This is a genomic window from Streptomyces sp. NPDC104381 (assembly GCF_055583745.1).
Map to the genome: position 1 here is coordinate 274798 of NZ_JBVJNK010000005.1, position 25308 is coordinate 300105.

26 protein-coding genes are annotated in these 25308 nt (G+C 71.4%); 16 read left to right on the plus strand and 10 right to left on the minus strand.

Annotated elements, in window-relative coordinates; all coding sequences use genetic code 11:
- Window positions 1-9 precede the first annotated feature (9 nt).
- Window positions 10-219, minus strand: coding sequence for a zf-HC2 domain-containing protein (locus ACZ607_RS18970; protein WP_469735936.1), 210 nt, complete (start codon window positions 217-219; stop codon window positions 10-12).
- 72 nt (window positions 220-291) lie between these two features.
- Between ACZ607_RS18970 and ACZ607_RS18975 the strand changes: the two genes are divergently transcribed.
- The 4 genes from ACZ607_RS18975 (at window position 292) to ACZ607_RS18990 (ending at window position 4140) form a co-directional block, all read left to right on the plus strand.
- Complete coding sequence (locus ACZ607_RS18975; RefSeq protein ID WP_469735938.1) at window positions 292-1044, plus strand: LytR/AlgR family response regulator transcription factor; 753 nt, start codon at window positions 292-294, stop codon at window positions 1042-1044.
- Window positions 1045-1106: 62 nt separating this feature from the next.
- A complete protein-coding gene (locus ACZ607_RS18980) occupies window positions 1107-1469 on the plus strand; it encodes a hypothetical protein (RefSeq protein WP_099175792.1) in 363 nt (120 codons plus the stop codon).
- On the plus strand, window positions 1466-2956 hold the full coding sequence (locus ACZ607_RS18985) for a sodium/solute symporter (protein WP_469735940.1): 1491 nt from the start codon (window positions 1466-1468) through the stop codon (window positions 2954-2956). Before ACZ607_RS18980 ends, ACZ607_RS18985 begins: the two co-directional genes overlap by 4 nt.
- Window positions 2953-4140 carry a sensor histidine kinase gene (locus ACZ607_RS18990; RefSeq protein ID WP_469735942.1) on the plus strand — a complete coding sequence of 396 codons (1188 nt, stop codon included), beginning with the start codon at window positions 2953-2955 and terminating at the stop codon, window positions 4138-4140. The genes ACZ607_RS18985 and ACZ607_RS18990 overlap by 4 nt, the downstream gene beginning before the upstream one ends.
- A 16-nt stretch (window positions 4141-4156) precedes the next feature.
- Here ACZ607_RS18990 and ACZ607_RS18995 read toward each other — a convergent pair whose 3' ends face one another.
- Window positions 4157-4678 (minus strand): hypothetical protein, encoded by a 522-nt coding sequence (locus ACZ607_RS18995; RefSeq protein WP_469735944.1) that lies wholly within the window; start codon window positions 4676-4678, stop codon window positions 4157-4159.
- Window positions 4679-4789: 111 nt separating this feature from the next.
- Between ACZ607_RS18995 and ACZ607_RS19000 the strand changes: the two genes are divergently transcribed.
- On the plus strand, window positions 4790-4987 hold the full coding sequence (locus tag ACZ607_RS19000) for a zf-HC2 domain-containing protein (protein WP_469735946.1): 198 nt from the start codon (window positions 4790-4792) through the stop codon (window positions 4985-4987).
- Here the strand turns inward: ACZ607_RS19000 and ACZ607_RS19005 are convergent.
- Window positions 4921-5490 (minus strand): sigma-70 family RNA polymerase sigma factor, encoded by a 570-nt coding sequence (locus ACZ607_RS19005; RefSeq protein ID WP_124279171.1) that lies wholly within the window; start codon window positions 5488-5490, stop codon window positions 4921-4923. The genes ACZ607_RS19000 and ACZ607_RS19005 overlap by 67 nt on opposite strands.
- A 257-nt stretch (window positions 5491-5747) precedes the next feature.
- On the opposite strand from ACZ607_RS19005, the gene ACZ607_RS19010 reads away from it, so the two are divergent.
- Complete coding sequence (locus ACZ607_RS19010) at window positions 5748-6971, plus strand: CapA family protein (RefSeq protein WP_469735949.1); 1224 nt, start codon at window positions 5748-5750, stop codon at window positions 6969-6971.
- Window positions 6972-7007: 36 nt separating this feature from the next.
- Here the strand turns inward: ACZ607_RS19010 and ACZ607_RS19015 are convergent, their stop codons facing one another.
- Window positions 7008-7469 (minus strand): universal stress protein, encoded by a 462-nt coding sequence (locus tag ACZ607_RS19015; RefSeq protein WP_469735951.1) that lies wholly within the window; start codon window positions 7467-7469, stop codon window positions 7008-7010.
- A gap of 164 nt (window positions 7470-7633) precedes the next feature.
- On the opposite strand from ACZ607_RS19015, the gene ACZ607_RS19020 reads away from it, so the two are divergent.
- A complete protein-coding gene (locus tag ACZ607_RS19020) occupies window positions 7634-8479 on the plus strand; it encodes a polysaccharide deacetylase family protein (RefSeq protein ID WP_469735953.1) in 846 nt (281 codons plus the stop codon).
- Window positions 8480-8503: 24 nt separating this feature from the next.
- Here the strand turns inward: ACZ607_RS19020 and ACZ607_RS19025 are convergent, their stop codons facing one another.
- The gene (locus tag ACZ607_RS19025; RefSeq protein ID WP_469735955.1) at window positions 8504-9163 is read right to left on the minus strand and encodes a class F sortase; all 660 of its coding nucleotides are present in this window, start codon (window positions 9161-9163) and stop codon (window positions 8504-8506) included.
- A gap of 319 nt (window positions 9164-9482) precedes the next feature.
- On the opposite strand from ACZ607_RS19025, the gene ACZ607_RS19030 reads away from it, so the two are divergent.
- Complete coding sequence (locus ACZ607_RS19030) at window positions 9483-10142, plus strand: hypothetical protein (protein WP_469735957.1); 660 nt, start codon at window positions 9483-9485, stop codon at window positions 10140-10142.
- A 92-nt stretch (window positions 10143-10234) separates the two neighbouring features.
- Here the strand turns inward: ACZ607_RS19030 and ACZ607_RS19035 are convergent, their stop codons facing one another.
- The 3 genes from ACZ607_RS19035 to ACZ607_RS19045 form a co-directional block, all read right to left on the minus strand.
- Entirely contained in the window at window positions 10235-10771 is a 537-nt protein-coding gene (locus ACZ607_RS19035) for a hypothetical protein (protein ID WP_469735959.1), read from the minus strand.
- 184 nt (window positions 10772-10955) lie between these two features.
- Window positions 10956-11723, minus strand: a complete 768-nt coding sequence (locus tag ACZ607_RS19040; protein WP_469735961.1) for a bestrophin-like domain — start codon at window positions 11721-11723, stop codon at window positions 10956-10958.
- 16 nt (window positions 11724-11739) lie between these two features.
- Window positions 11740-12255: a hypothetical protein gene (locus ACZ607_RS19045; protein WP_469735963.1), complete on the minus strand. Its 516-nt coding sequence runs from the start codon at window positions 12253-12255 to the stop codon at window positions 11740-11742.
- 206 nt (window positions 12256-12461) lie between these two features.
- Here ACZ607_RS19045 and ACZ607_RS19050 point away from each other — a divergent pair, with 206 nt between their 5' ends.
- From ACZ607_RS19050 to ACZ607_RS19060, 3 genes are all read left to right on the plus strand, one after another.
- On the plus strand, window positions 12462-13418 hold the full coding sequence (locus ACZ607_RS19050) for an SCO0930 family lipoprotein (RefSeq protein WP_469735965.1): 957 nt from the start codon (window positions 12462-12464) through the stop codon (window positions 13416-13418).
- Between the two features lie 205 nt (window positions 13419-13623).
- A complete protein-coding gene (locus ACZ607_RS19055; protein WP_469735967.1) occupies window positions 13624-14442 on the plus strand; it encodes an SAM-dependent methyltransferase in 819 nt (272 codons plus the stop codon).
- Complete coding sequence (locus tag ACZ607_RS19060; RefSeq protein WP_469735969.1) at window positions 14439-16613, plus strand: putative bifunctional diguanylate cyclase/phosphodiesterase; 2175 nt, start codon at window positions 14439-14441, stop codon at window positions 16611-16613. The genes ACZ607_RS19055 and ACZ607_RS19060 overlap by 4 nt, the downstream gene beginning before the upstream one ends.
- An 11-nt stretch (window positions 16614-16624) precedes the next feature.
- Here the strand turns inward: ACZ607_RS19060 and ACZ607_RS19065 are convergent, their stop codons facing one another.
- Window positions 16625-17557 carry a LysR family transcriptional regulator gene (locus tag ACZ607_RS19065; RefSeq protein ID WP_469735971.1) on the minus strand — a complete coding sequence of 311 codons (933 nt, stop codon included), beginning with the start codon at window positions 17555-17557 and terminating at the stop codon, window positions 16625-16627.
- A 96-nt stretch (window positions 17558-17653) separates the two neighbouring features.
- On the opposite strand from ACZ607_RS19065, the gene ACZ607_RS19070 reads away from it, so the two are divergent.
- The 5 genes from ACZ607_RS19070 to ACZ607_RS19090 all read left to right on the plus strand — a co-directional run bounded on the left by ACZ607_RS19070 (window position 17654) and on the right by ACZ607_RS19090 (window position 22760).
- On the plus strand, window positions 17654-18361 hold the full coding sequence (locus ACZ607_RS19070; protein WP_469735973.1) for a succinate dehydrogenase: 708 nt from the start codon (window positions 17654-17656) through the stop codon (window positions 18359-18361).
- A gap of 1 nt (window position 18362) precedes the next feature.
- On the plus strand, window positions 18363-20312 hold the full coding sequence (locus ACZ607_RS19075) for a fumarate reductase/succinate dehydrogenase flavoprotein subunit (RefSeq protein WP_469735975.1): 1950 nt from the start codon (window positions 18363-18365) through the stop codon (window positions 20310-20312).
- A complete protein-coding gene (locus tag ACZ607_RS19080; RefSeq protein WP_099175811.1) occupies window positions 20309-21055 on the plus strand; it encodes a succinate dehydrogenase/fumarate reductase iron-sulfur subunit in 747 nt (248 codons plus the stop codon). Before ACZ607_RS19075 ends, ACZ607_RS19080 begins: the two co-directional genes overlap by 4 nt.
- A gap of 131 nt (window positions 21056-21186) precedes the next feature.
- Window positions 21187-21624, plus strand: a complete 438-nt coding sequence (locus tag ACZ607_RS19085) for an NfeD family protein (protein ID WP_469735976.1) — start codon at window positions 21187-21189, stop codon at window positions 21622-21624.
- Between the two features lie 29 nt (window positions 21625-21653).
- The gene (locus ACZ607_RS19090) at window positions 21654-22760 is read left to right on the plus strand and encodes an SPFH domain-containing protein (RefSeq protein WP_469735978.1); all 1107 of its coding nucleotides are present in this window, start codon (window positions 21654-21656) and stop codon (window positions 22758-22760) included.
- A gap of 45 nt (window positions 22761-22805) precedes the next feature.
- Here ACZ607_RS19090 and ACZ607_RS19095 read toward each other — a convergent pair whose 3' ends face one another.
- Window positions 22806-25223 (minus strand): excinuclease ABC subunit UvrA, encoded by a 2418-nt coding sequence (locus tag ACZ607_RS19095; RefSeq protein WP_469735980.1) that lies wholly within the window; start codon window positions 25221-25223, stop codon window positions 22806-22808.
- Between the last annotated feature and the right edge of the window lie 85 nt (window positions 25224-25308).

The window sequence follows — 25308 nt, forward strand, 5'->3', positions numbered from 1 at the left end:
CGGCCCGGCTCACGGCCGCCGGACCGGGCGGGGGACGCCACCGGGCGGCAGCAGGCGTACGTACGCCGCCAGGTGGGCCACCACGGGGCCGAACTCGCGCAGCCTGACCACACACGCGGAGCACCCCGCCAGATGCTCCTCGAAGCGGCAGGTGTCGGCGGTCCCGAGCACCCCGAGCGCATAGGCCCCGGCGTCGCGGTGAAGTTCGATGGCGCGCATGCCCCCAGGTACGCGACGAACCCGTGAATCACTCAAGCCATCGCACCGCCCGAGCACCTACACTCCGGCCTCATGCTGCGCGTACTCGCCGTCGACGACGAACCACCCGCCCTGGAGGAGCTCCTCTACCTCCTGCGGGCCGATCCCCGCGTCCGCAGCGCCGAGGGCGCCACCGGTGCCACCGAGGCGCTCCGCCGTATCGGGGGAGCCGTCGACGCCGGGCCCGAGGACCCCTCCGCGATCGACGTCGTCTTCCTGGACATCCACATGGCGGGGCTCACCGGCCTCGACGTCGCCCAGCTGCTGGCCGGGTTCGCCGCGCCGCCGCTCATCGTCTTCGTCACCGCCCACGAGGGGTTCGCCGTACACGCCTTCGACCTCAAGGCCGTCGACTACGTGCTCAAGCCCGTCCGCCGGGAGCGACTGGCCGAGGCCGTCCGCCGGGTCGCCGAGCAGGTCGGTGAGCGCACCGCCTCCGTCCACGACGCGGCCGCCGACCAGGTCGCCGTCGAGCTGGGCGGGGTCATCCGGTTCGTACCCGTCGACGACATCGCGTACGCCGAGGCGCAGGGCGACTACGCCCGCCTGCACACCTCGTCCGGCAGCCATCTCGTCCGCATTCCGCTCACCACCCTGGAGGAGCGCTGGCGCTCCCGGGGGTTCGTACGCATCCACCGCCGCCATCTCGTGGCGCTCAACCGGATCGACGAACTCCGGCTCGACGCGGGCAGCATGAGCGTGCGCATCGGCGGCGCCGAGCTCGCCGTCAGCCGCCGCCACACCCGCGCCCTGCGCGATCTCCTGATGCGGCAGACCGGCCGCTGACCTGGCTCGACCGGCAGCCGGCCCTTCCCAGCCGGGCCCCGCGCCGCCTAAACTCCGGGCCCATGTCCGCAGAGAGCACGCCCCGGCGCGAAGTGGTCACGGGCGAGCCCCGGCGGGTGCGCCCGCTGCCCCGCTACCGTGCCCAGTCCGAGATCGACGAGCAGACCGCACTCGGCGGCGCCTACGTACGCTCACTGATGCGCAGCCAGCTCCGGGCCGGACTCACCGCCTTCGCGGTGCTCGCCCTCGTTGCCGGGACCCTGCCCCTGGTCTTCGAGGCGCTGCACAGCAACGCGCTCGTCTGGGCGGTGCTCGGCTTCGCCACCTATCCGCCGCTCACCCTGGCCGCCTGGTGGTACGTGCGCAGGGCCGAGCGCAACGAGCGCGACTTCGCCCGGCTCGTGGAAGGCCTCCCCGCACCGTGAGCGCACCCGGCCACCCGGCAGCGGTGGTGGCGGTCGCCCTCGTCGTCCTGGCCACCGTCCTGGTCGGCGGCTTCGGGCTGCGGATCTCCCGTACCACCTCCGACTTCTACGTCGCGTCGCGCACCGTACGGCCGAGGCTCAACGCGGCGGCGATCAGCGGCGAGTACCTGTCCGCCGCGTCCTTCCTCGGCATCGCCGGGCTGGTCCTGGTGCACGGCCCCGACATGCTCTGGTACCCGGTCGGCTACACCGCCGGATATCTCGTGCTGCTGGTGTTCGTCGCCGCCCCGCTGCGCCGCTCGGGGGCGTACACCCTGCCCGACTTCGCCGAGGGGCGGCTCGAATCGCGTCAGGTACGCCGGCTGGTCAGCGTGTTCGTCGTCGGCGCCGGCTGGGTGTACCTGGTGCCGCAGCTCCAGGGCGCCGGGCTCACCCTGAAGATCCTCACCGGGGCGCCCGGCTGGCTCGGTGACGTACTGGTCGCCTCCGTCGTCGTGCTCGCCGTCGCCGCGGGCGGCATGCGCTCGATCACCTTCGTGCAGGTGTTCCAGTACTGGCTGAAGCTCACCGCCCTGCTGGTGCCCGCCATCTTCCTGGTGCTGGCCTGGCAGGGCGACGGCCGCCCCCGGGTCAGCTTCGACGAGCAGATCTCCGTCTTCCGCGCCGACCATCCGCTCTACGCGACGTACGGACTGATCGTGGCCACCTTCCTCGGCACCATGGGCCTGCCCCATGTGGTGGTCCGCTTCTACACCAGCCCCAACGGCCGAGACGCCCGCCGCACCACGGTCGCCGTGCTCGCCCTGGTCGGCCTGTTCTATCTGCTGCCGCCGGTGTACGGGGCACTGGGCCGGCTGTACGCACCCGAGCTCATGCACGGCGGTGACGCCGACGCCGCCGTCCTGCTGCTGCCCGCCCGGGTGATCGGCGGCCTCGGCGGTGATCTGCTCGGCGCGCTCCTCGCGGGCGGGGCGTTCGCCGCGTTCCTGTCCACGGCTTCCGGGCTCACCATGGCCGTCGCCGGAGTGATCACCCAGGACGTCCTGCCCTCGCGCGGCGTACGGCAGTTCCGGCTCGCCACCGTCCTGGCCATCGCCGTGCCGCTGGCCGGCTCGCTGGTGGTCAGCCGGGTGCCCGTGGCCGACGCCGTCGGCATGGCCTTCGCGGTCTCCGCGTCGTCGTTCTGCCCCCTGCTCGTCCTCGGCATCTGGTGGCGGCGGCTCACCCCGCCCGGTGCGATCGCCGGGTTGCTGCTCGGCGGCGGCTCCGCACTGCTGTCCGTGGCCATCACCGTCAGCGGGGCGGTGCGCCCGCCCGGCTGGCCGCACGCCCTGCTGGCCTGGCCCGCCGTCTGGTCCGTACCGGTCGGCTTCCTCGCGATGATCCTGGTCTCCCTGGCCACCCCGGGGCGGATACCGCCGGGCACCAACGCCGCCATGACCCGCTTCCATCTGCCGGAGGCGCTGACCTCGGGGCGGGTGCGATGACCGGGGCCGGGATCGCGGTCATCGCCGTGCTCGTCCTGCTGCTTTTCGGCACGGGCTTCCTGCTGGGCCGTACCGCCCGTCCCGTACGCACCAGCGATGTGGGCACGCCCGTCGAGCACGCCACCTTCGAGACCCTGCACACCGCCTCCCTGGCGGCGCCCCCGCTGCGCGCCGGGCTCACCGAGGAGAGCGCGCGCAGATCGGCACGGCGTCTGCGCTCCCTGCTCGGCACCGACGCCCTCTGCCTCACCGACCGCGAGAGCGTGCTGGTGTGGGACGGCGAGGGGGACCACCACGGCGCGGACGTGATGCGCCAGGTCGAGGGGCTCCTCGCCAGCGGCAGGGACACCGCCTTCCACAGCGACTGCGAGGACCTCGACTGCCCGTTGCGCTGGGCCGTCGCCGTCCCGCTCACCGTCGACCACCGGGTGCTCGGCACGCTCGTCGCCTACGCGCCCCGTGAGTCGGCGGTGCTGGCCAGGGCGGCCGGGGAGGTGGCCCGCTGGGTCTGCGTACAGCTGGAGCTCGCCGAGCTCGACCGCTCCCGCACCCAGCTCATCGAGGCCGAGATCAAGGCGCTACGGGCCCAGATCTCCCCGCACTTCATCTTCAACTCCCTGGCCGCCATCGCGTCGTTCGTCCGGACCGACCCGGAGCGGGCGCGCGAACTGCTCCTGGAGTTCGCCGACTTCACCCGCTACTCGTTCCGCAGGCACGGCGAGTTCACCACCCTGGCCGACGAACTCCACTCCATCGACCAGTATCTGGCGCTGGTGCGGGCCCGCTTCGGGGAACGCCTCTCGGTGACCCTCCAGGTCGCGCCGGAGGTCCTTCCCGTATCGCTCCCGTTCCTCTGCCTCCAGCCGCTGGTCGAGAACGCCGTCAAGCACGGACTCGAAGGCGCCGTACGCACCAGCCGCATCACCATCAGCGCGCTGGACGCGGGTGCCGAGGCGGAGGTCGTTATCGAGGACGACGGCACCGGGATGGAACCGGAGCGCCTGCGGCAGATCCTGCGCGGCGAGGGCGGCACCTCCACCGGCATCGGCCTGCTCAACGTGGACGAACGGCTTCGCCAGGTGTACGGGGACGACTACGGTCTGGTCATCGAGACCGGCGTCGGCGCGGGCATGAAGATCACCCTGAGGCTGCCCAAGTACCGTGCGGGCGTACACGGTTCATGACCCGCGGCTCCGCCGCTCAGTACAGATGGACGGCCAGATGGCCCAGCGGCAGGCCCAGCTGCCACGCCGGCGTCCACACCCGGGTCTCGCCCTCCGCCTCCTCCCCGCCGTCGGCGTCCACCGGCTCCCACGGCTGCGGGCCGATGGCGTCGAGGTCGGCGGCCAGCAGCTCGGTCTCCTCCAGCCACCGCCAGGCGGCCCGCGCCAGTGCGAGGTCGGGGCCCGGCAGCCCGGCCGGGGCGGTCGGCCGCTCCAGCGCCTCCAGCCGCGCGCAGACCCACCGCCTCCAGGAGCCGCCGTACGCCGTGAGCAGCCGCAGCTCGTCCACCCGCGCCGCGGGGAGCTCCTCGGCGGCCGCACCGTCCGAGAGGAAGATCGTCAGGGCGAGCGCGTCGCGCCCGGCCCGGTACTCCAGGGTCGTCGGTTCCATCAGGTCACCGGTCGCCAGGACCTCGTCGGCGATGTACTCGGAGTACATCCAGGCCATCGGGACCAGCAGCCCGCCCCCGCCGGTTCCTTCGTCATCTTCGGGACGCATCCCGTCTCGCCTCTTTCGTCGACTCGGCACCGGGCTACACGCAGCATTGAACCGGGGGCGCGCGCCCCGCGTGGGCAGAAGGGCAGGATCCGTCGGGAGATTCGAGGTGCGATGACAGCCGGCCGGGGCGAGGACCCGCATGTGCGGCAGCTGCTGGGCGCCTACGTACTCGATGCCCTGGAGGAGGACGAGAGCGGCCCGGTCGCCCGGCATCTCCAGCGGTGCGGGGCGTGTGCCGCGGCCTATGTGGAGGTCGCGGAGGCGGTGTCCCTGCTGGCGCTGCTCAACCTGGACGACCTGCTGGAGTAGCCGGGCAGATTACGGCTCAGCAGCCGCAGCGCGTAGTACGAGCGCGACTTGACCGTGCCCGCCGGTATGCCGAGGGCCTGCGCGGTCTCGCCCACGCTGAGCCCCCGGAAGTAGATCTGCACGAGAACCGCCCGGTGCTCGGGGCTGAGCGTGCTCACGGCCTCGCGAACGTCGAGGGCGTGGACCGCCGAGTCCGCGGTGTCGTCATGGGCGGGTGCGCTCTCCAGGACCGCGTCGCTGACCTCCGTCGGCCGAGCCTGGCGGGACCTGCGGGCGTCGATGGCCAGCCGCCGCGCGACGGTGAACAGCCACGGGCGCATCGAGTCGTAGGGGGCGTCGAACGCCTCCGGGTGCTGCCAGGCGCGTACCAGGGTCTCCTGGAGCAGATCCTCCGCCCGCTGCCGGTCACCGAACGTCAGCCCCAGCAGGAAGTGGAACAGGGCGGGCCCGTGTTCCCGCTGCAGCCGGGCGAGGGTCCGCTCATCGGTCGTCGCCGTGGTCATCGTGAACGTCCTTTCCCGGAGAGGCCCCTGACGCCTCGCTCCCGCCTGGCGTATACGAACGCATCGGGACGTGGGGGAACAGCCGGTGCACCGAGGTGTGCGCCGAGCGGTCGCACGGAGCGGCGAGTGGTGCGGTGAACGGTCGGCGGACCCCGATACGGCCGATTCAGGTACTTGGTCCGCTTTGTTCTTGACTCGCCGGTATGAATATATGTGTATTCGGATGGCCGAAATCGTCCGAACTGGGAGTCGTGCAGATGACGAAGCGCATCCGACCGGGCGCGGCGATCGCCGTCGCCTGCCTGCTCGCCACCGCAACAGCCTGTACCGGCCAGCCGACGTCGCCTCCCGGATTCGCCGGCCGGCACCTCTCCGCCGAGCGGGGTGCGAACGGCGCGGGCGCCGGGGGAGCGGAGGGCGCGCGGTCCTTCACGCTGCTGGCCTCGGGCGACATCCTGCCGCACTCCTCGATCATCGACCGGGCGGCCGCCGACGCCGACGGCAGGGGCTACGACTTCCGTCCCATGCTCAAGGGCGCCGCCCCGGCCGTCTCAGGAGCAGATCTGGCCATCTGCCACATGGAGACCGTGTACGGCCAGGACGGCGGCCCGTACACCGGCTATCCGGCCTTCAAATCGCCGCCCGAGGTGGCGACCGCCCTGCGCGCCACCGGCTTCGACTCCTGCTCCACCGCCTCCAACCACACCCTGGACGACGGCTCCCAGGGGATCCGGCGCACCCTGGACGCACTGGACCGCGCGGGCGTCGCCCACGCGGGATCCGCCCGCTCGGCCGAGGAGGCGTCCCGCCCCACGCTGCTCAGGGCGGGCAAGGGCAAGGACGCGGCGAAGGTCGCCCACCTCGCGTACACCTACGGCACCAACGACCTTCCGCTGCCCGCCGGGCAGCCCTGGGCCGTCAACCTGATCGACAAGGACCGGATCCTGGCGGACGCGCGGGCGGCACGCGAGGCGGGCGCCGACGTGGTCGTCGTCTCCCTGCACTGGGGCACCGAGTGGCAGGACGCCCCCGACGACGTACAGCTCGGACTCGGCCGCGAACTCACCGCCTCGGGCACCGGCGAACGCCCCGACATCGATCTGATCCTCGGCACGCACGCCCATGTCCCGCAGGCGTACGAGAAGGTCAACGGCACCTGGATCGTCTACGGCATGGGCGACCAGGTCGCCGGATCCATGGTCAACCACGAGGGCGCCCAGGACCCGCGGGCCAACGAGAGCTCGATGGGCCGCTTCACCTTCGAGCCGCCCGCGAAGCCGGGGCAGCGCTGGGCCGTCGGGAAGGCCGAGTTCATCCCGCAGTGGTTCGACCCCGAGGCGGCCCGCGTCGTGAACCTCGCCCCCGGGGCACCGGGCCAGAAGGGGGAGACGGGCAGCCGGCTGCGGGAGATCCGCGACCGGATCCACACCGTCGTCCTCAGTCGCGGTGCCGCCCAGGACGGCCTCGTGGCAGGCAGGTGAACCGGGCCGGTCGTCGGTCCAGACGCCTCCGGGTGCTCAGGGCACGACGGTGACCGGCCAGCGCCCTGCCTTCACGAGCCGCACCGCCACCGATCCGATGAAGCGGTGGCCCGCCGACTCCGACGCGCCCACGATCACGGCGTCCGCCTTCAGCTCGTCGGACGCCGTGACGAGCCCGTTGTACGGATCGCCGTGGAAGGTGTGGAACTCCCAGCGGACGTTCCATATGTCCTTGAGCCGCTCGGTCGACGTCCTGATCTCGTTCACCAGCCCCTCGGCGACCTCGCCGGTCGCCTCGGCGACCGGGGCTCCCAGGGCGGCACCGGCCGACATCACCGGCTGGACGTAGACGAGGGCGAGCATCGCGTTCTGCCGGCGGGCGAGGCCCGCCGCGTACGCCGCGGCCCGCATCGACGAATCGGATCCGTCGATGCCCGCGACGATCACCTTGGGGCCGTCCGTGCCGCGCTCGAAGCGCTGGTGTTGCTGGTCAGTCACGGCCCCGAGGGTAGCCGCTGCCGCCGGGCTCCCCTCGGGCGCCTCCACCAGGCCCGGAACCTCCCCGCCGGATACCGCCGCAGGACTCCATCCATCGGGTGCAAATCATCACATCTCCGGTGTCGGCGACGTGCCCGGACCTCACACCGTGCGAGCAGTTGGTCATGAAGCATGATCAGATCCCCGCGGAACGCCGCACCTTGCTGCGCCTCGCCCTCGCCCTGGGCGTCGCCACCGCCGTGAACGCGGTCGCGGCGGATCCGGCCGGCACACCCGCGCGCCCCGGGGGCGAGCCCCTGGCCCCGGCCTCCGGGCCCCCGGCGGCGGCCCGGGCCCGCCCCGGGGCGTACCGCCTGCGCCCCATGACCTCGACCACGCCGCCCCGCTTCCGGCCCGCCGCGCCGCCCGTCCGCACCCGGCCCTTCGAGGAGCTGCCGGAGCTGGGGAACGACGCCATGGTGCTCAGCTTCGACGACGGGCCCGACCCGCGGTACACCCCGGACATCCTGGCCACCCTGCGCCGGTACGACGTCCGCGCGATGTTCTTCGTCTGCGGCGAGATGGCGGCGGACAACCCCGACCTGCTCCGGGAGATGGCCGACGACGGGCATCTGGTCGGCAACCACACCTGGTCGCACCCCCTCATCCCGAAGCTCTCCCGGGGCGCGATCCGCGACGAACTGGGCAGCACCAGCGAGGTGATCGAGAAGACCCTGGGCGCCCCGCCGCTCTGGTACCGGGCCCCGTACGGCGCCTGGAACCGCAACTCCTTCGAGATCGGTGCCGCGATGGGCATGGAACCGATGGCCTGGACCGTCGACACGCTGGACTGGACCACGCCGGGCACCGACACCATCGTCCGCAGGGTCAAGAAGGGCGCGGCGCCCGGCGTCGTCGTGCTGTCGCACGACGCGGGCGGGAACCGGTCCCAGAGCGTGGCCGCCCTGCGCCGGTACCTGCCCGCGCTGATCGAGAGGGGCTACCGGCCCACCGTCCCGCACCGCAGCTGAACGGCGGGCGACGGGGGCCGGCCGCTACCGGGTCTCGACGAGCCGGGCGAAGACCACCACGTTCCCGTCGTAACCGTTGGCCTTCGAGTAACCCCCGCCGCAGGTGATGACCCGGAGCTCGGCGTAGCCGGTGTCGCCGTACACCCGGGGGCCGGGGAAGTCGGTCTTGGAGAACACCTCGACGCCGTAGATCTCGAACACGGCGGTCCGGTTGTCGTAGCGGGACACCTCGATCTGCTGCCCCTTGCTGAGGGAGCCCAGACCGTAGAAGACCGCGGGGCCGGCGAGGTTGTCGACATGGCCGACCATCACCGACGTGCCGCGCTGGCCGGGGGCGATGCCGTTCTGGTACCAGCCGGCGAGGTTCGGGTCCTGGGCGGGGGGCGCCTCGATCCAGCCGGCCGGGTCCAGATTCACGTCGACCACGGGCGCGTCGACCTCGATCGACGGGATCTGGATGCGCTCGGCGGGGGCGTAGGCGAGCGGTTGTACGGGCTCCCCGTCGGCCGGGGCGGACGCGGTGGTGTCCCGAGGGCCGGCCACCGAGGCCGCGGCGGCCGGCTGCGGCGGCCCGGGGGACGTCTCCACCCCGTTGCGCATGAGAGCGAGCCCGGTGAGCATCACCAGGGCGATGGCGCCCCACGGTGTGCTTCTGCTCCGCCCGCCCCACTGGTCCCGGCCCATGGTTCTCCCTTCGTCGCGACACCGCAACGCTAGGCACAGGTCCGGGCGGTGGCGATCAGGGACGGGCGAACGGGTGGCGGCCGACCGGGCGTCGAGGGCACTGTGTTCTCTCGGAGTAATGAGCGGATAAAACTTCTGACGGTCCGTGACCTGCGGCTCCGTCAGATTCCGGACCTGGCCCCCGGCGTGTCGGCTCACCGGGGTGGAGCAGTGCCGAAGTGCGACTCCTGAGGTATCTGGTGAGGGTTCGTCATGGGACGCGTTCTCGTCGAATCCCGGAGGCCAGGACTCCGGGGCGCTTCCCGCTGGAGGTTCAAAGATGCGTGCTTCACGCACTCTCGCGGTGACCGCGACCGCCTTCGCGGCGGTCGGGCTCGCTGCCCCGCTGGCCGCCGCCGGCGGCGGCCCGGGCAGCAACCCGAGCAATTTCCCGACGAACGTCACCGTCAACCCGTCCTCGGTCTTCCAGGGCGCCACGATGCAGGTCAGCGCGGAGGGATGCGGGCGCTCCGGCGGCAAGGTGTGGTCGAACGCCTTCCCGACGGTGAACCTCTCGCCGGGCCGGGTCGGCTACGCCACGGCGCACATCCGTGAGAACGCCACGCCCGGTCAGTACAGCCTGTCCGTGAGGTGCAACGACAGCGACAACAACTTCGGCGGCGGCGACGGCGGCCAGGGTGGCAACGGCGGCCAGGGCGGCAACGGGGACGAGCGCGGTCAGGGCGGTCAGGGCGGCAACGGCGGCAACGGCGGTCAGGGCGGGAACGGCGGCCAGGGCGGCAACGGCGGCCGTGGGGGCGACCCTGTCGCGACGGCCCGCTTCACCGTGCTTCCCTCCCGGGGCGCACAGGGCGGCCTCGGCGGCTCGATGGGCCCCAGCTCCGTCGAGATGCAGGTGGGCGGCGGCCTCGTCGCGGCGGCGGCCGTCGGCGGTGCCTTCTTCCTCGTCCGCCGGCGGACGAGCAATGCGGCGATCTGACGCGTCGAACCTCCTGCCCGGCCCGATACGCCCGTCGCCCCGAGTCCTGGACCAGGACCCGGGGCGACTGTCGTGCGCCTGTGGACGAGCCGTCAGTGCTGGCGGCCGGTGCGGCGCTTGCGCAGGACGTAGAAGGCGCCGGCCGAGGCCACCGCCACCAGTGCGGAGCCGGCGGCGATCTCCGCGGGGTCCATCGTGTCGACACTGCCTCCGAGGCCGCCCAGCACACCGCTGGGAGAGGCGGTGGAGCTGGTCGTCGGGGCCGTGGTGGGGGAACTGGTGGCACCGCTCGTAATGGTCAGGTTGGCGGACCGGGTGGTGGTGCCGCAGCGGAAGGTCACCTCGTAGACAGCGCCCCGTCGGGCGTCCCGGTCGACCGTGGCCGTGGCCGACCTCCCGCTCGGGATGGTGGTCGTGTCGAACACACCCGAGAACGCGGTGGCCTCGGTGGTGCACCCCATGGCGCCGAGGGTGACCTGGCCCCCCGGTGCGACCGTCGACGGCGTGATCGTCGGCGTGAACGAGGTGGACGTGCCGCCGGTGAGCACATCGGCGGACGCGGCCGGTGCCGTCAGGAAGCAGGCGGCGGCGCCCAGCAGGGCGACAGGTGCGACACGTATCGCGCGCATGGTGAATCCTCCGGGTCCCGAGGAGCAGCCGCGGAACGGATTTCCGCGAGGTATGGGAAATGCACCTCGATGCCCGAAACGGTAGAAGCGCCGCATACCACCCGCGATCGGTGTCAGGCGAATGGGGCAGCCGTGTCCCCCGGCCGGCTCACCCGCCGGGGGACGGGGGCGGACGGGCGCGCGCCTATCCGCCCGTGGCGTGCGGGAAGAGATCGATGAAGGGGGCGGTGGTCGCCGAGATGCCCCGGCCGAACGGGGCGTCGAAGTCCCAGATGAGGAAGAGCAGAAAGGCGATCAGGACGCTGAAGAGTCCCGCGAGCAGCAGTTCACGGAAGGTTCTGCGGATCTGGAGCGTGAAGATCAGCCCGACCGTGACCACGGCCCCGGTGATCAGGCCGAACCAGACGACTCCCGGCATGGTCGCGCCGGCGTTCTGCCCCCTGGCCCCCCGCGCGTCGTCGACGGCGGCCACCTGGTCCACCAGCGGCTGGTACGCCTGCCCTTCGTGGTCCGTCCTCGGTTCGTACTCCGTCACATCGGCCCGTACGCGGTCGAGCAGCCGGGTGCCCTCGTCGGTGAGGCTCTCGTGGTCGGTCATCGACCTCCACTCGTCGCCGACGACATGGGCCACATAGGCGTCCACGTCGGCGCGGATACGGTCGCGGACCTCGGCCGGGTAGACGGATGCCCGCGCGCTCACCTCGTGCAGTGCCTGGGCCTCCAGCCTGACCGACTCCTGGGCGGCGCTGCGGCCCTCCCAGACGCCCGCGATGGCCAGGCCGAGCACGATCGCGTACACCACGCCGATCATCATCGTCATGTACTCGATGACGTCGGGCGTCTCGGACGGGTCGTCGTCATCGGCGACGCGGCGGTTGCTGAGGACGGCGATGGTCAGGACGACGGCACACGCCGACGCCATGGCAATGGTCAGAACAAGCCATTCCGACATGGGTTCCCCTCTTCGGTCAGCGGGACGAGCGGGGCCGCAGCACGGCCACGGCGAAAACGGCGGGCGCGGTGATGAGAAGGGTGAGCGAGACCAGTGACGGGCCGGCCCGGGGTGTCTTGCGGGGCGGCTTCCTGTAGGCGGGCCGCGCGATCGGTGTCGGGGCCGGTGGTGAGGGGCGGACGGTGGGCGGCGGGGGTGCGGGTTCCGGTTCGTGTTCCGGTTCGGGTGGTGCGGGGGCCGGTGGGGGAGGTGGCGGTGGTGGAGGGGGCGGTGGCGGTGGTGGCGGTGGCGGTGGCGGTGGTGGAGGGGGCGGCGGAGGTGGTGGTGGTGGTGGTGGCGGTGGGGCGGGTTCGGGCTCGGGTTCGGCGATGACCGCCCCGCACCGGCCCTCGCCCGCCACGGCGATGGACGAGCCGCCGTCCCCCTGCCCGATGGAGGCGACCGCGCAGTCCTCACCGGCCGCCGGCAGCGGGACGGCGAGCAGCAGGAGCAGGGTCGCGGCCGTCAGCCGCCATATGCGTGATCCGTACACGCCGGGGAGCATGTTCCCCCCGGCCGCCGGACACGCGGCGGAGGGAACGGATTCGCCTGATGGAGGGGACCTTGGGCAATTCGCGTTTGCGCCCGCCGGAACTTTCTCGGGCTCCCGTTGAACACAGGGCCCCCGGCCGCCCGTACCAAGGGCCACGAAAGGCGCGGACTCGCGTCCCGGACGGCAGAAGGACAACGGGAGTCGACATGAATACCTGGCGGAACGCCTCGCTCGCCGTGACGGCGGTGGCCCTGTTGGCGCTGACGACGGCGTGCGGTCAGGAGAAGGGCGCCGCGTCCCCCAACGGCCAGGCCGTGGGGAACGCCGCTCCGGCGCAGCAGTCGGCCGGCAGCGGCTACGGCTCGGACGGCGGCTACGGCTCCGACGCGGCGGCGGGCGCGGCACCGAAGGAGGCGGGGCAGCTCGCGGTGTGGGACAGCAAGAAGCTGGGCAAGGTGCTGACGGACAGCGAGGGCTTCACGCTCTACCGGTTCGACAAGGACACCGCCGAACCGCCCGCCTCGAATTGCGAGAGCGACTGTGCGAAGGCGTGGCCCGCGGTTCCCGCGGAGAACGCCGAGGCCGCCGCCGGGGCGGACGCGTCAGCGATCGGCGAGGTCACGAGGGCCGACGGGACCAAGCAGCTGACCGTCGGGGGCTGGCCCATGTATCGCTATGCCGAGGACGCCGAACCCGGTGACGCCAACGGACAGGGTGTCGGCGGAACGTGGTTCGCCGCGGCCCCGGACGGAAAGAAAGCGGCCGTGAACGCCGACGGGCCCAGCGGTGCGCAGACCGACGCCGCCGGACTTTCGGTCCGCAAGGACCCGGAACTCGGGGACATCGTCGTCGACAAGCGCGGCATGACGGTTTACCGCTTCAAGAAGGACTCGGCATGGCCGATGAAGTCCGCGTGCACGGGTGACTGCCTCAAGAAGTGGCCGGTCGTCGCTCCCGTACCCAAGAATGACGTCGACGGTGTCACCACCAAGGGATTCGTCACCTTCGACCGCCCCGACGGCATCCAGCAGCAGTCGCTCGACTGCTGGCCCGTCTACACCTTCTCCGGGGACGCGAAGCCGGGGGACACCAACGGCCAAGGAGTCGGGGGCACATGGTACGCGGTGTCACCCGACGCGAAGCTGGTCGGAGCCGCCAAGTAACCCCCGGGAGAGGCCCCGTGACGCCGGTCCGTCGCCGCGTGCGCACACGCAGCGACGGATCGGTCGTACGTGCCTCCGGTGTGTGACCAATAACGGATCTCTAATTTCCGTTTCCACTCGCTCTCTTGGCGGTCGATCAGTAGCCTCTGGTCAACACTGACCATGAACATGGCCGGATCGCCGTGGCGACTTGTTGGAGACATCGATGGAGCGTCCCGCCTGGGCACCGCAAGGCATTGACATCTCGGTGCCGAGCGTGTCTCGCATGTACGACTTCTATCTGGGCGGTTCGCACAATTTCGAGGTGGACAGGGAAGCGGCCCGCAAGGCCATGGAGTTCATGCCGGGCCTGCCCAAGGTCATGCAGGCCAATCGGGCTTTCATGCGACGGGCCGTGCACTTCGCCACCAGTTCGGGCGTCAACCAGTTCCTGGACATAGGCTCCGGGATACCGACCTTCGGCAATGTTCATGAAGTCGCCCAGGCGGCCGACCCCGAGGCACGGGTCGCCTACGTCGACCACGACCCGGTCGCGGTCGCACACAGTCAGGCGGTGCTCGAGGGCAACGAACGGGCCGTCATCACCGCCGCCGACCTGCGCAAGCCCCAGGACATCCTGGAGGACCCGCAGATCAACCGCCTCCTCGACCTGGACAGGCCGGTGGCGCTGCTGCTGGTGGCGGTGCTCCACTTCATCGAGGACACCGACGACCCGTACGCGGCGGTCGCCGAGCTGCGGGACGCGCTGGCTCCCGGCAGCCTGCTGATCCTGACCCACGCCTCGTACGAGCGGATGCCGCTCTCCGAGGAGGAGGCGGGCGGGACGGTCGGCGTCTACCGCACCATCCGCAACCCGCTGATCATGCGGTCGCGCACGGAGATCGGCCGCTTCTTCGACGGGTACGAGATGGTCGACCCCGGGCTCGTGGCCATGCCCGAGTGGCGGCCCGAGTCCCCCGAACAGCTCGCGATGGAGGACCCGTTCACCTATTCGGGCTTCGCCGGGGTAGGGCGCAAGGCGTGAGCATTCCCGCCCAGTCGTCCGGCGCGCCGGACGCGGAACCCGACGGCCCCGAGGGCCGGCTCCGGAGATTCGCCACCATCTGGAGCCGGGCGATCTTCCCCTCCACGGCCACCTCCATGTCCCGCCCGGAGTTCGAGGAGCACCTGCTCCCGCTCGCCCGGGAGCTCAGCGACATCCTGCACACCCGGGTCTTCGACGCGACGCCCGCGCACGGCGTCGGGGCCTCACTCGTGGCGGCGCACTGCACGGACCCCGACGCCCTGAGCTCCACGCTGGGCGTCGTCGACTCCTACCTCGTGCTCTACTGCGGCGGCAACGGGCCGGTGGAGCTGTCCACCGAGGACAGCCGCGCCCGTTGCGCGCGCATCCAGCACGCGCTGGCCGGCGGATTCACCCAGGCGCTGCGTGAGCGGACACTCGCCGAGCAGGAGGCGATCGCCCGCTCGGCGCTCACCGCCCGCTCGGACGCCGAACAGGCCCTGCACGCCACCGAGGCACGCTTCCGCGCCGTGTTCAAGGACGCCGCCGTCGGGATCGGCATCGCCGATCTCGAAGGGAACATCCTGGAGATCAACGACACCCTCACCCGGATGTTCGGCGGACTGGAGCACCACGTCCGCAGCCACAAGGTGAACGAGTGGGTGCACCCCGAGGACTCACCGCACGTATGGAAGTACTACGACGAGCTGGTACGCGGCGAACGCGAGCACTACAGCGTCGAGAAGCCCTACTACCGCAACGACGGCACGGTCCTGTGGACCAACCTCACCGTGTCGCTCCTGCGGGACGCGGAAGGGCGGCCGGAGTACCAGCTGGCGCTCCTTGAGGACACCACCGAGCGCCGGCTGCTCAATCTGCGGCTGCGTTACGAGGCCACGCACGACGCGCTCACCGGCCTGCCCAACCGGACCCTGTTTTTCGAGCGCCTGGAGAAGGCCCTCGCGCCCCGGGAAGGGATGCGCTTCGGTCTCTGCTACCTGGACCTCGACGGCTTCAAGGCCATCAACGACAGCCTGGGGCACGCGGCGGGTGACCGGCTCCTGGTCGAGGTCGCCGACCGGCTGCAGAGCTGCGCCACCGCCCCCGGTGAGATGGTCGCCCGGCTCGGCGGCGACGAGTTCGTCGCCCTCACCACCGGGCCGCGCACCCAGGACGAGGTCCACGAGCTGGCCGGCCGCATCCTCTCCGCACTCGCCATGCCCATCCGTCTCGACGGCCGGGAGCTGACCGTACGGGGCTCCATCGGCATCGTCGAGGGCCCGTCGGGCGAGCGCACCGCCGCCGAGGTGCTGCGCAGCGCCGACATCACGATGTACCGGGCCAAGGCGGCGGGCGGGAACCGCTTCGCGCTCGCCGACGCCGAGGCCGACGCCCGTGCCATCACCCGCCACGGGCTGACGACGGCACTGCCGGCGGCGCTGGACCGCGGTGAGTTCTTCATCGAGTACCAGCCGCTGGTGCACCTCGGGGACGGCAGCGTGCACGGCGCCGAGGCGCTGGTGCGCTGGTGCCATCCGCAGCACGGAGTGCTCGGCCCGGACCGGTTCATCCCGCTCGCCGAGCACACGGGGCTGATCGTGCCGCTCGGCCGCTGGGTCCTGGAGGAGTCGGTCCGGCAGGCGAACTTCTGGCAGGAACGTCACACCGACGGCGGCCCCCTGCGGATCAACGTCAACCTCTCACCGACCCAGCTGCACCACCCCAGTCTGGTCGCCGAGACCGTCGACGTACTGGAGCGCTCCGGCCTCGAAGCGGGCGCCCTCTGCCTGGAGGTCACCGAGTCCGCGCTGATCGGCGCGGACGACGATCTGCTCAAGCCGCTGCGCCAGCTGGCGGAGATGGGCGTCGACATCGCGCTGGACGACTTCGGCACCGGCTACTCGAACCTGGCGAACCTGCGCCGGCTGCCGGTGAGCATCCTCAAGCTGGATCGTTCCTTCACCCAGGGCATGCAGCACCACCCGGCCGACCCGGTGGACCTGAAGATCGTCGAGGGCATCGTCTCGCTCGCCCACAGCCTGGACCTCGCGGTCACCGTGGAGGGTGTCGAGACCGGCGCCCAGGCCGAACAGCTGCGGGAGCTCGGCTGCGACACCGCGCAGGGCTGGTACTACGCGCGCCCGGGCGCCCCGGACCGCATCCACTCGCTGCTGCTGGCGGACGCGGTCTGACGGCCCTGTCCTCAGCCGCCGCCGGGGCCGGACCCGCCGGCGGCTGAGGACACGCCGGGCGGCCCCGCACCCAGGAGCATCCGCTGGAGCTCGCGCGCCGCGCGCGGCGGTTCGACGTCGCTGCGGTGCGCCAGCGCGATCGTGCGCCGCAGCCCCGGCGAGGCCAGCTGTGTCGTCCGGAGGCCCAGGCCGGCCCGTACGGCCACCATGCGGGGGACGACGGCGATCCCCAGGCCCGCCCGTACGAAGCCGAGTACGGCGTCCATCTCGCCGCCCTCCACCGTGAACGAGGGCTCGAAGCCCTCCGCCCGGCACGCCGCGACGGTCAGCTCCCGCAGGTCGTAGCCGTGCCGGAACATCACCAGCGGCTCGTTCTCCAGATCGGCGATGTGCACGGACCCCTTCCGGCCGGGCGCGGGCCGGGACTCGGACGACACCACCACCAGGTCCTCGTGCAGCAGCTCCACCGTGGTCAGCGCCGGGGAGGCGGCGGGCAGCGGCAGCACGAGCAGCGCGAGGTCCAGCGCACCCCGCGCCAGCTGCCGTACGAGGTCGTGGGAACCGCCCTCCTCGATCAGGAGCTGGATCCCCGGGTGCGCGCCGTGGAAGGCGCGCAGCACATCGGGGAGCAGGCCCGTGCAGACGCTCGGAGTGGCGCCGAGCCTGATCCGCCCCCGGCGCAGCTGCACGAGCTCCTGCACCTCGTGCCGTGCGGTGTCCGCGTCCGCCAGGATCCGGCGGGCGAGGGGCAGCAGGGCCTCTCCCGCGTCGGTCAGCGCGATGTTGCCGCGAGCCCGGCTGAAGAGCTCCGCGCCCAGCTCGTTCTCCAGGGCCTTGATCTGCTGGGAGAGGGAGGGCTGCGACACGTGCACCTCCTCGGCGGCCCGGGTGAAGTGTCTGGCCTCGGCCACGGCCACGAAATAGGCGAGCTGCTGGAAGTGCATGGGGACGACCCTAGCGAACTCGATAGCTTACGCCTATGGAGATGAGTCATTTCATGTCTTGGACTGATGATGCCCTCCGGCTCTAGCGTCGTGTCCATGGCACTGGCAACGCGGACGGACCGACGGCCGTCGATGACGCGTACGCTCTGGGACTCGTCCGTCGGCAAGAAGACGATCATGGCTGTGAGCGGCCTGATCATGCTCGGTTATCTGGTGGTCCACATGCTGGGCAACCTGAAGATCTTCTTCGGACCGGACGAGTTCAATCACTACGCGCACTGGCTCCGGACCCTCGGCGAGCCCTTCCTGCACTACGAGTGGGCCCTGTGGATCGTCCGCGTGGTCCTCGTCGCGGCAGTCGTCCTGCACGCCGTCTCCGCGTACCAGCTGAGCCGACGTGACCTCCGGGCGCGCCCGACGGCGTACGTGCACAAGAAGGCGCGTTCCAGCTACGCGACGCGCACCATGCGCTACGGCGGCGTCATCCTCGCGCTGTTCATCGTCTGGCACATCCTGGACCTCACGACCGGCACCGTGCACACCGGCGGATTCCAGTCGGGGCATCCCTACCAGAACGTGCTCGACACCTTCTCGACCTGGTACGGGAACGTCGTCTACATCGTCGCCGTGCTCGCCCTGGGTCTGCACGTCCAGCACGGCTTCTGGAGCGCCGCGCAGACCCTCGGCGTGGGCAGCGCGACCCGCGACCGGGTGCTGAAGACCCTCGCCAACCTGCTCGCCGCGGTGCTGACGGTGGGCTTCATCTCCGTACCCGTGGCCGTCATGACCGGATTGGTGAGCTGACATGACCGACTACACGACGTACACGACGGGGGAGCCCGTCACCGACGCCAAGGCGCCCACCGGGCCGGTCGCCGACCGCTGGAACACCCGGCGCTTCGAGGCCAAGCTCGTCAACCCCGCCAACCGCCGCAAGCACACCGTCATCGTGGTCGGCACCGGCCTGGCGGGCGGCTCGGCCGGCGCGACACTCGCCGAACAGGGCTACCACGTCGTCCAGTTCTGCTTCCAGGACTCACCCAGGCGTGCCCACTCCGTCGCCGCGCAGGGCGGCATCAACGCGGCCAAGAACTACCGCAACGACGGCGACTCGGTGCACCGCCTCTTCTACGACACCGTCAAGGGCGGCGACTTCCGCGCCCGGGAGTCCAACGTCCACCGGCTCGCCGAGATCTCCGTGGAGATCATCGACCAGTGCGTCGCCCAGGGCGTCCCCTTCGCCCGCGAGTACGGCGGCCTCCTCGACAACCGATCCTTCGGCGGCGTCCAGGTCTCCCGCACCTTCTACGCACGCGGCCAGACGGGCCAGCAGCTCCTCCTCGGCGCGTACCAGGCGCTCTCCCGCCAGATCGCCGCGGGCAACGTCGAGCTCCACTCCCGCACCGAGATGCTCGACCTGATCGTGGTCGACGGCAAGGCCCGCGGCATCGTGGCCCGTGACCTCGTCACCGGGAAGATCGACACGTACTTCGCCGACGCGGTCGTCCTGGCCAGCGGCGGCTACGGCAACGTCTTCTACCTGTCGACGAACGCCATGAACTCCAACGCCACCGCCATCTGGCGCGCCCACCGGCGCGGCGCGTACTTCGCCAACCCCTGCTTCACCCAGATCCACCCCACCTGCATCCCGCGTACCGGCGACCACCAGTCGAAGCTGACGCTGATGAGCGAGTCGCTGCGCAACGACGGACGCATCTGGGTCCCCAAGGCCAAGGGCGACGACCGGCCCGCGAACCGGATCCCCGAGGACGAGCGCGACTACTACCTGGAGCGCATCTACCCGGCCTTCGGCAACCTCGTGCCCCGCGACATCGCCTCCCGCGCGGCGAAGAACGTCTGCGACGAGGGGCGGGGCGTCGGCCCCGGCGGCCAGGGCGTCTACCTCGACTTCGCCGAGGCCATCGAGCGCATGGGCCGGAAGAAGGTCGAGGAGAAGTACGGCAACCTCTTCGACATGTACGCGCGGATCACCGCGGAGAACCCGTACGAGACACCGATGCGCATCTACCCCGCCGTGCACTACACGATGGGTGGCCTCTGGGTCGACTACGACCTCCAGACCACCGTCCCCGGCCTCTTCGCCATCGGCGAGGCCAACTTCTCCGACCACGGTGCCAACCGCCTCGGCGCCTCCGCGCTGATGCAGGGCCTCGCCGACGGCTACTTCGTCCTGCCGTCGACCATCAACGACTACCTCGCCCGCAACCCGCACACCGAGGAGATCGACGCCGGCCACCCCGCGGTCACCGAGGCCGTCGCCGAGACCGAGGACCGGCTCAACCTCCTCCTCGCCGTCGACGGGGACCGCACCCCGGACTCCTTCCACCGCGAGATCGGTGAACTCATGTGGGAGTTCTGCGGGATGGCCCGCACCGAGGAGGGGCTCCGCAAGGCCCTCGACCGGATCCCGCAGATCCGCGAGGAGTTCTGGCGCCGCATCAAGGTGCCCGGCACCGGCGAGCAGTTCAACCAGTCGCTGGAGAAGGCCAACCGGATCGTCGACTACCTGGAGCTCGCCGAGCTCATGTGCCTCGACGCCCTGCACCGCGCCGAATCCTGCGGCGGCCACTTCCGCGAGGAGTCCCAGACCCCGGACGGCGAGGCCGCCCGCCGGGACGAGGAGTTCTCCTACGCCGCGGCCTGGGAGTTCAGCGCCACCGGCGACGCCCCCGTCCTGCACAAGGAAGACCTCGTCTTCGAGTACGTCCACCCCACTCAGCGGAGCTACGCATGAAGCTCACCCTGCGCGTCTGGCGCCAGCAGAACGCCGAGGCGCCCGGCGCCATGGCCACCTACGAAGTCGACGGCATCTCGCAGGACATGTCGTTCCTGGAGATGCTCGACACCCTCAACGAGGAACTCATCCTCGGCGGGGACGAGCCCGTCGCCTTCGACCACGACTGCCGTGAGGGCATCTGCGGCGCGTGCAGCCTCGTCATCAACGGCGACGCCCACGGCCCGGAGCGCACCACCACCTGCCAGCTCCACATGCGGTCCTTCGAGGACGGCGACACGATCGACATCGAGCCGTGGCGCGCCTCCGCCTTCCCGGTCGTCAAGGACCTGGTCGTCGACCGCTCCTCCTTCGACCGGATCATCCAGGCGGGCGGCTACATCTCGGCGCCCACCGGCACCGCCCCCGACGCGCACGCCACCCCGGTGCCCAAGCCGGACGCCGACTCGGCCTTCGAGCACGCCGAGTGCATCGGCTGCGGAGCCTGCGTCGCCGCCTGCCCGAACGGCTCCGCGATGCTCTTCACCTCCGCCAAGGTCAACCACCTCAACGTGCTCCCGCAGGGGGCGCCCGAGCGGGAGACCCGGGTGCTCGACATGGTCGCCACCATGGACGACGAGGGGTTCGGCGGCTGCACCCTCACCGGTGAGTGCGCCACGGCCTGCCCCAAGGGCATCCCGCTGCCGTCGATCACCGCGATGAACAAGGAGTGGCTCCGCGCCAACCGCAAGGTGCGCCGCTGACCGGCCGCCGGGGGAGCGTGTACCGGGTTTTCAGCCGCCCGGGAGGAATCGCGGCCGTCCTCCCCGGTTCTGTCCGGCGCCGCACACGGTAGCTTGGAGGGTGAGGCCCCTGAAGAAGGGCGGGTGACCCGATGCCGTGGTTCCTCTGGCTGCTCGCTGCCGCGGCGCTGGGTGCCGCGGAGTTCTTCACCCTGACCCTGGTCCTGGGGCTGCTCGCCGGTGCCGCACTGGTCGCCGCCGTGGTCGCCGGTCTCGGCGTCGGGCTCCTCGGCCAGCTCGTGGCCCTGGTGGCAGCGGCGGCGGCGGGGCTCGTCCTCATCCGTCCCGTCGCACTCCGCCACATGGCACAGCAACCGATCACCCGCGAGGGCAGCGACGCACTGATCGGCAAGCAGGCGGAGGTCGTGCGGGAGGTCACCGGGACGCACGGCCTGATCAAACTCGTCGGCGAGGAGTGGACCGCCCGCGCCCTCGACGAGACCCTGGTGATCCCCGTGGGCGCCCTGGTCGACGTCATGGAGATCGACGGCGCCACGGCTGTCGTGTACCCCCGAGAACTCCTTCCGTGAACGGCTGAACGCAGAGCGACGGAGGCATTGTGGATCCCGTTGTCATCCCCATTCTCGTGGCCGCCATCGTCGTCATCTTCCTCGTGGCGTCGACCGTGCGGATCGTCCCGCAGGCGCGCCGCTACAACGTCGAACGGTTCGGCCGGTACCGCCGCACCCTGCAACCCGGCCTGAACCTCGTCATGCCGGTGGCGGACCGCATCAACTCCAAGCTCGACGTACGCGAACAGGTCTACTCGTCCGAGCCCAAGCCGGTGATCACCGAGGACAACCTCGTGGTGAACATCGACACGGTGCTCTACTACCAGATCACCGACCCGCGGTCGGCGGCCTACGAGGTCGCCGACTATCTGCACGCCATCGACCAGCTCACGGTCACCACGCTGAGGAACGTCATCGGCTCCATGGACCTGGAGGGGACGCTCACCTCGCGTGAGGAGATCAACGCCCGGCTCCGCGCCGTCCTCGACGACGCCACCGGCAAGTGGGGCATCCGGGTCAACCGCGTCGAGATCAAGGCCATCGACCCCCCGAACACCATCAAGGAGGCGATGGAGAAGCAGATGCGTGCCGAGCGTGACAAGCGCGCGGCCATCCTGCACGCCGAAGGTGAGCGGCAGGCCAAGATCCTCACCGCGGAAGGCACCAAGCAGAAGGACATCCTGGAGGCCCAGGGCACCCAGCAGGCCATGATCCTGCGGGCGGACGGCGAGGCGAAGGCCGTGGAACTCGTCTTCCAGTCCGTCCATCGCAACAACGCCGACGCGAAGGTGCTCGCCTACAAGTACCTCGAGACGCTCCCTCACCTGGCGAGCAGCGACAACAACACCTTCTGGGTGATCCCGGGGGAGCTGACCGAGGCGATCAGGACGGTCACCAGCGCGTTCGGCGACGACTCGAAGGGCGCTCCTCCGGGCGTCGCCCAGGCCGACGAGGCGACGGACGAGGCCGACGAGACGTCGGGCGGCGGCGCGCCGCCCGAGCTCGACGCCCCGTCGGCCCTGTCGCTCGACGCGGCCCAGGCCACCGACGAGGCCGAGAAGCAGGCCGCCGCCGCGGTGAGCGATGCCAAGGCGGAGGCACAGGCCGCACAGTCGTCCCAGCTGCCGGGCCGGGGCCGGGCGTCCGGCGACTGACACCGGCCCTGTGCACCGGCCGGTCCGAGCACGCCTCCGCGCCGGCTACCCGAGGGCCTTCGCCAGGTAGCCGGCGGTACGGCTCCCCGCCGCCCGGGCGACCTCACGCGGCGTGCCCGTCGCGACGATCCTGCCTCCCCGGTCGCCGCCGCCCGGCCCCAGGTCGATCACATGGTCCGCGCCGGCCACCACGGCCATGTCGTGCTCCACGACCACCACCGTGTTCCCCGCGTCCACCAGCCCGTGCAACTGGCGCATCAGCACCTCCACATCGGCGGGGTGCAGTCCGGTCGTCGGCTCGTCCAGCAGGTACAGCGTGTGCCCGCGCCGGGCGCGCTGGAGTTCGGAGGCGAGCTTGATCCGCTGCGCCTCACCGCCGGACAGCTCCGTCGCCGGCTGGCCGAGCCGCAGGTAGCCGAGCCCCACGTCGAGCAGCGCCCGCAGACTGCGTTCGGCGGCCGGCGTCCCGGCGAGGAACTCCGCAGCCGCCTCCACCGTCAGGTCCAGCACCCCGGCGATCGTGAGCCCGCGCAGCGTCACCTCCAGCGTCCGCGGGTTGTAGCGCGCGCCGTGGCAGTCCGGGCAGGGAGCGTACGTACTGGGAAGGAAGAGCAGCTCGACCGAGACGAACCCCTCGCCCTGACAGGTCTCGCACCGCCCGCCCGCCACGTTGAAGGAGAACCGCCCCGCCTTGTACTTCCGGGCCCGTGCCGTCTCCGTCTCCGCGAACAGCTTACGTACGACGTCGAACAGACCGGTGTACGTGGCCAGGTTGGACCGGGGCGTACGGCCGATGGGCCGCTGGTCGACCTGTACGAGCCGGTCCACCGCCTCCAGGCCCTCCGCCGACGCGCAGCCCCGCACCTCCGGAGCGGCCGGGGTGTCCGTCTCCGCCTGCCGCCGGTCGGCCAGCACACCCGCCAGGACCTGGCCGACCAGCGTCGACTTGCCGGACCCGGACACCCCGGTGACCGCCGTCAGCACCCCGAGCGGGAACGCGGCGTCGACACCGCGCACATTGTGCAGGTCCACCCCGCGCAGGGTGATCCACCCGGCGGGGGTGCGCGGCTCACGGGCCGGCGGCGGGTCCTCGTCGAAGAGGAACCGCCGGGTCGCGGATTCCGCCACCCCGGCGAGGTCCGCCGGAGGGCCGCTGTGCAGGACGCGACCGCCGTGCTCGCCCGCCAGCGGCCCCACGTCCACCAGCCAGTCGGCCTGCCGCACCACGTCCATCTGGTGCTCCACCACGAAGACCGAGTTCCCCGCGTCCTTGAGCCTGCCGAGTACGCCGAGCAGCGACTCCGTGTCGGCGGGATGGAGCCCCGCCGACGGCTCGTCCAGCACGTAGACGACGCCGAACAGGCCCGAGCGCAGCTGGGTGGCGAGCCTCAGCCGCTGCAGTTCGCCCGAGGACAGGGTGGGCGCCGTACGGTCGAGGCTGAGATAGCCGAGACCGAGCTCCGTGACCGGTCCGATCCGGGCCAGCAGGTCGGCCGTCAGCACGTGCGCCGTGTCGCTCCCGTCGCCCGCCTCCAGCAGCACCTCGGTCAGGGCGGTGAGCGGAAGCGCCACGAGGTCGGCGATCGTACGACCCGCGAAGGTGACCGCCAGGGCCTCCGGCCGCAGCCGGCTGCCCCCGCACACCGGACACGGCGCGCTGGTCAGGAAGCGTTCCGCCTTCGCCCGCAGCGTGCGGCTCCTGGAATCCGCGAACGTGTGCATCACATAGCGCCGCGCGCTCATGTACGTACCCTGGTACGGGCGTTGGATCCGACCCGCCTCGCGCACCGGATGGACCGTCACCACCGGCTGCTCGTCGGTGAACAGGATCCACTCGCGGTCAGCGGCATCCAGCTCCCGCCACGGACGCCCGATGTCGTAACCAAGGGCGTCCAGCACATCGCGCAGATTCTTGCCCTGCCAGGCTCCGGGCCAGGCAGCGATCGCGCCCTCCCGGATCGACAACGACGGGTCAGGCACGAGCAGTTCCTCGGTCGTGCGGTGGATCAGCCCCAGGCCGTGGCACTCCGGGCACGCGCCGGCCGCCGTGTTCGGCGAGAAGGAGTCCGAGTCGAGCCGCTCGGCCCCCGGCGGATAGTCGCCGGCACGGGAGAAGAGCATCCGCAGGAAGTTGGACAGCGTGGTGACCGTACCCACCGAGGAACGCGACCCGGGCGCCGACCGGCGCTGCTCCAGGGACACGGCGGGTGGCAGACCGGTGATCTCACCCACGTCGGGCGCCCCGACCTGATGGATCAGCCGGCGGGCGTAGGGGGCGACGGACTCGAAGTACCGGCGCTGGGCTTCCGCGTAGATCGTCCCGAACGCCAGGGAGGACTTGCCCGAGCCCGAGACACCCGTGAACACCACGAGGGTGTCGCGCGGGATGTCGACGTCCACGTCGGTGAGGTTGTGCTCACGCGCGCCGCGCACCCGGACGTACGGATCATGAGGGGTGGACATCGGCGGCACGGCTCCGTGGGGTCGGTGGGGTGGGCATGCTTCTGCCGGTGATCCTCCCAGCACCGGGAAGGACCACCGGCAGCGC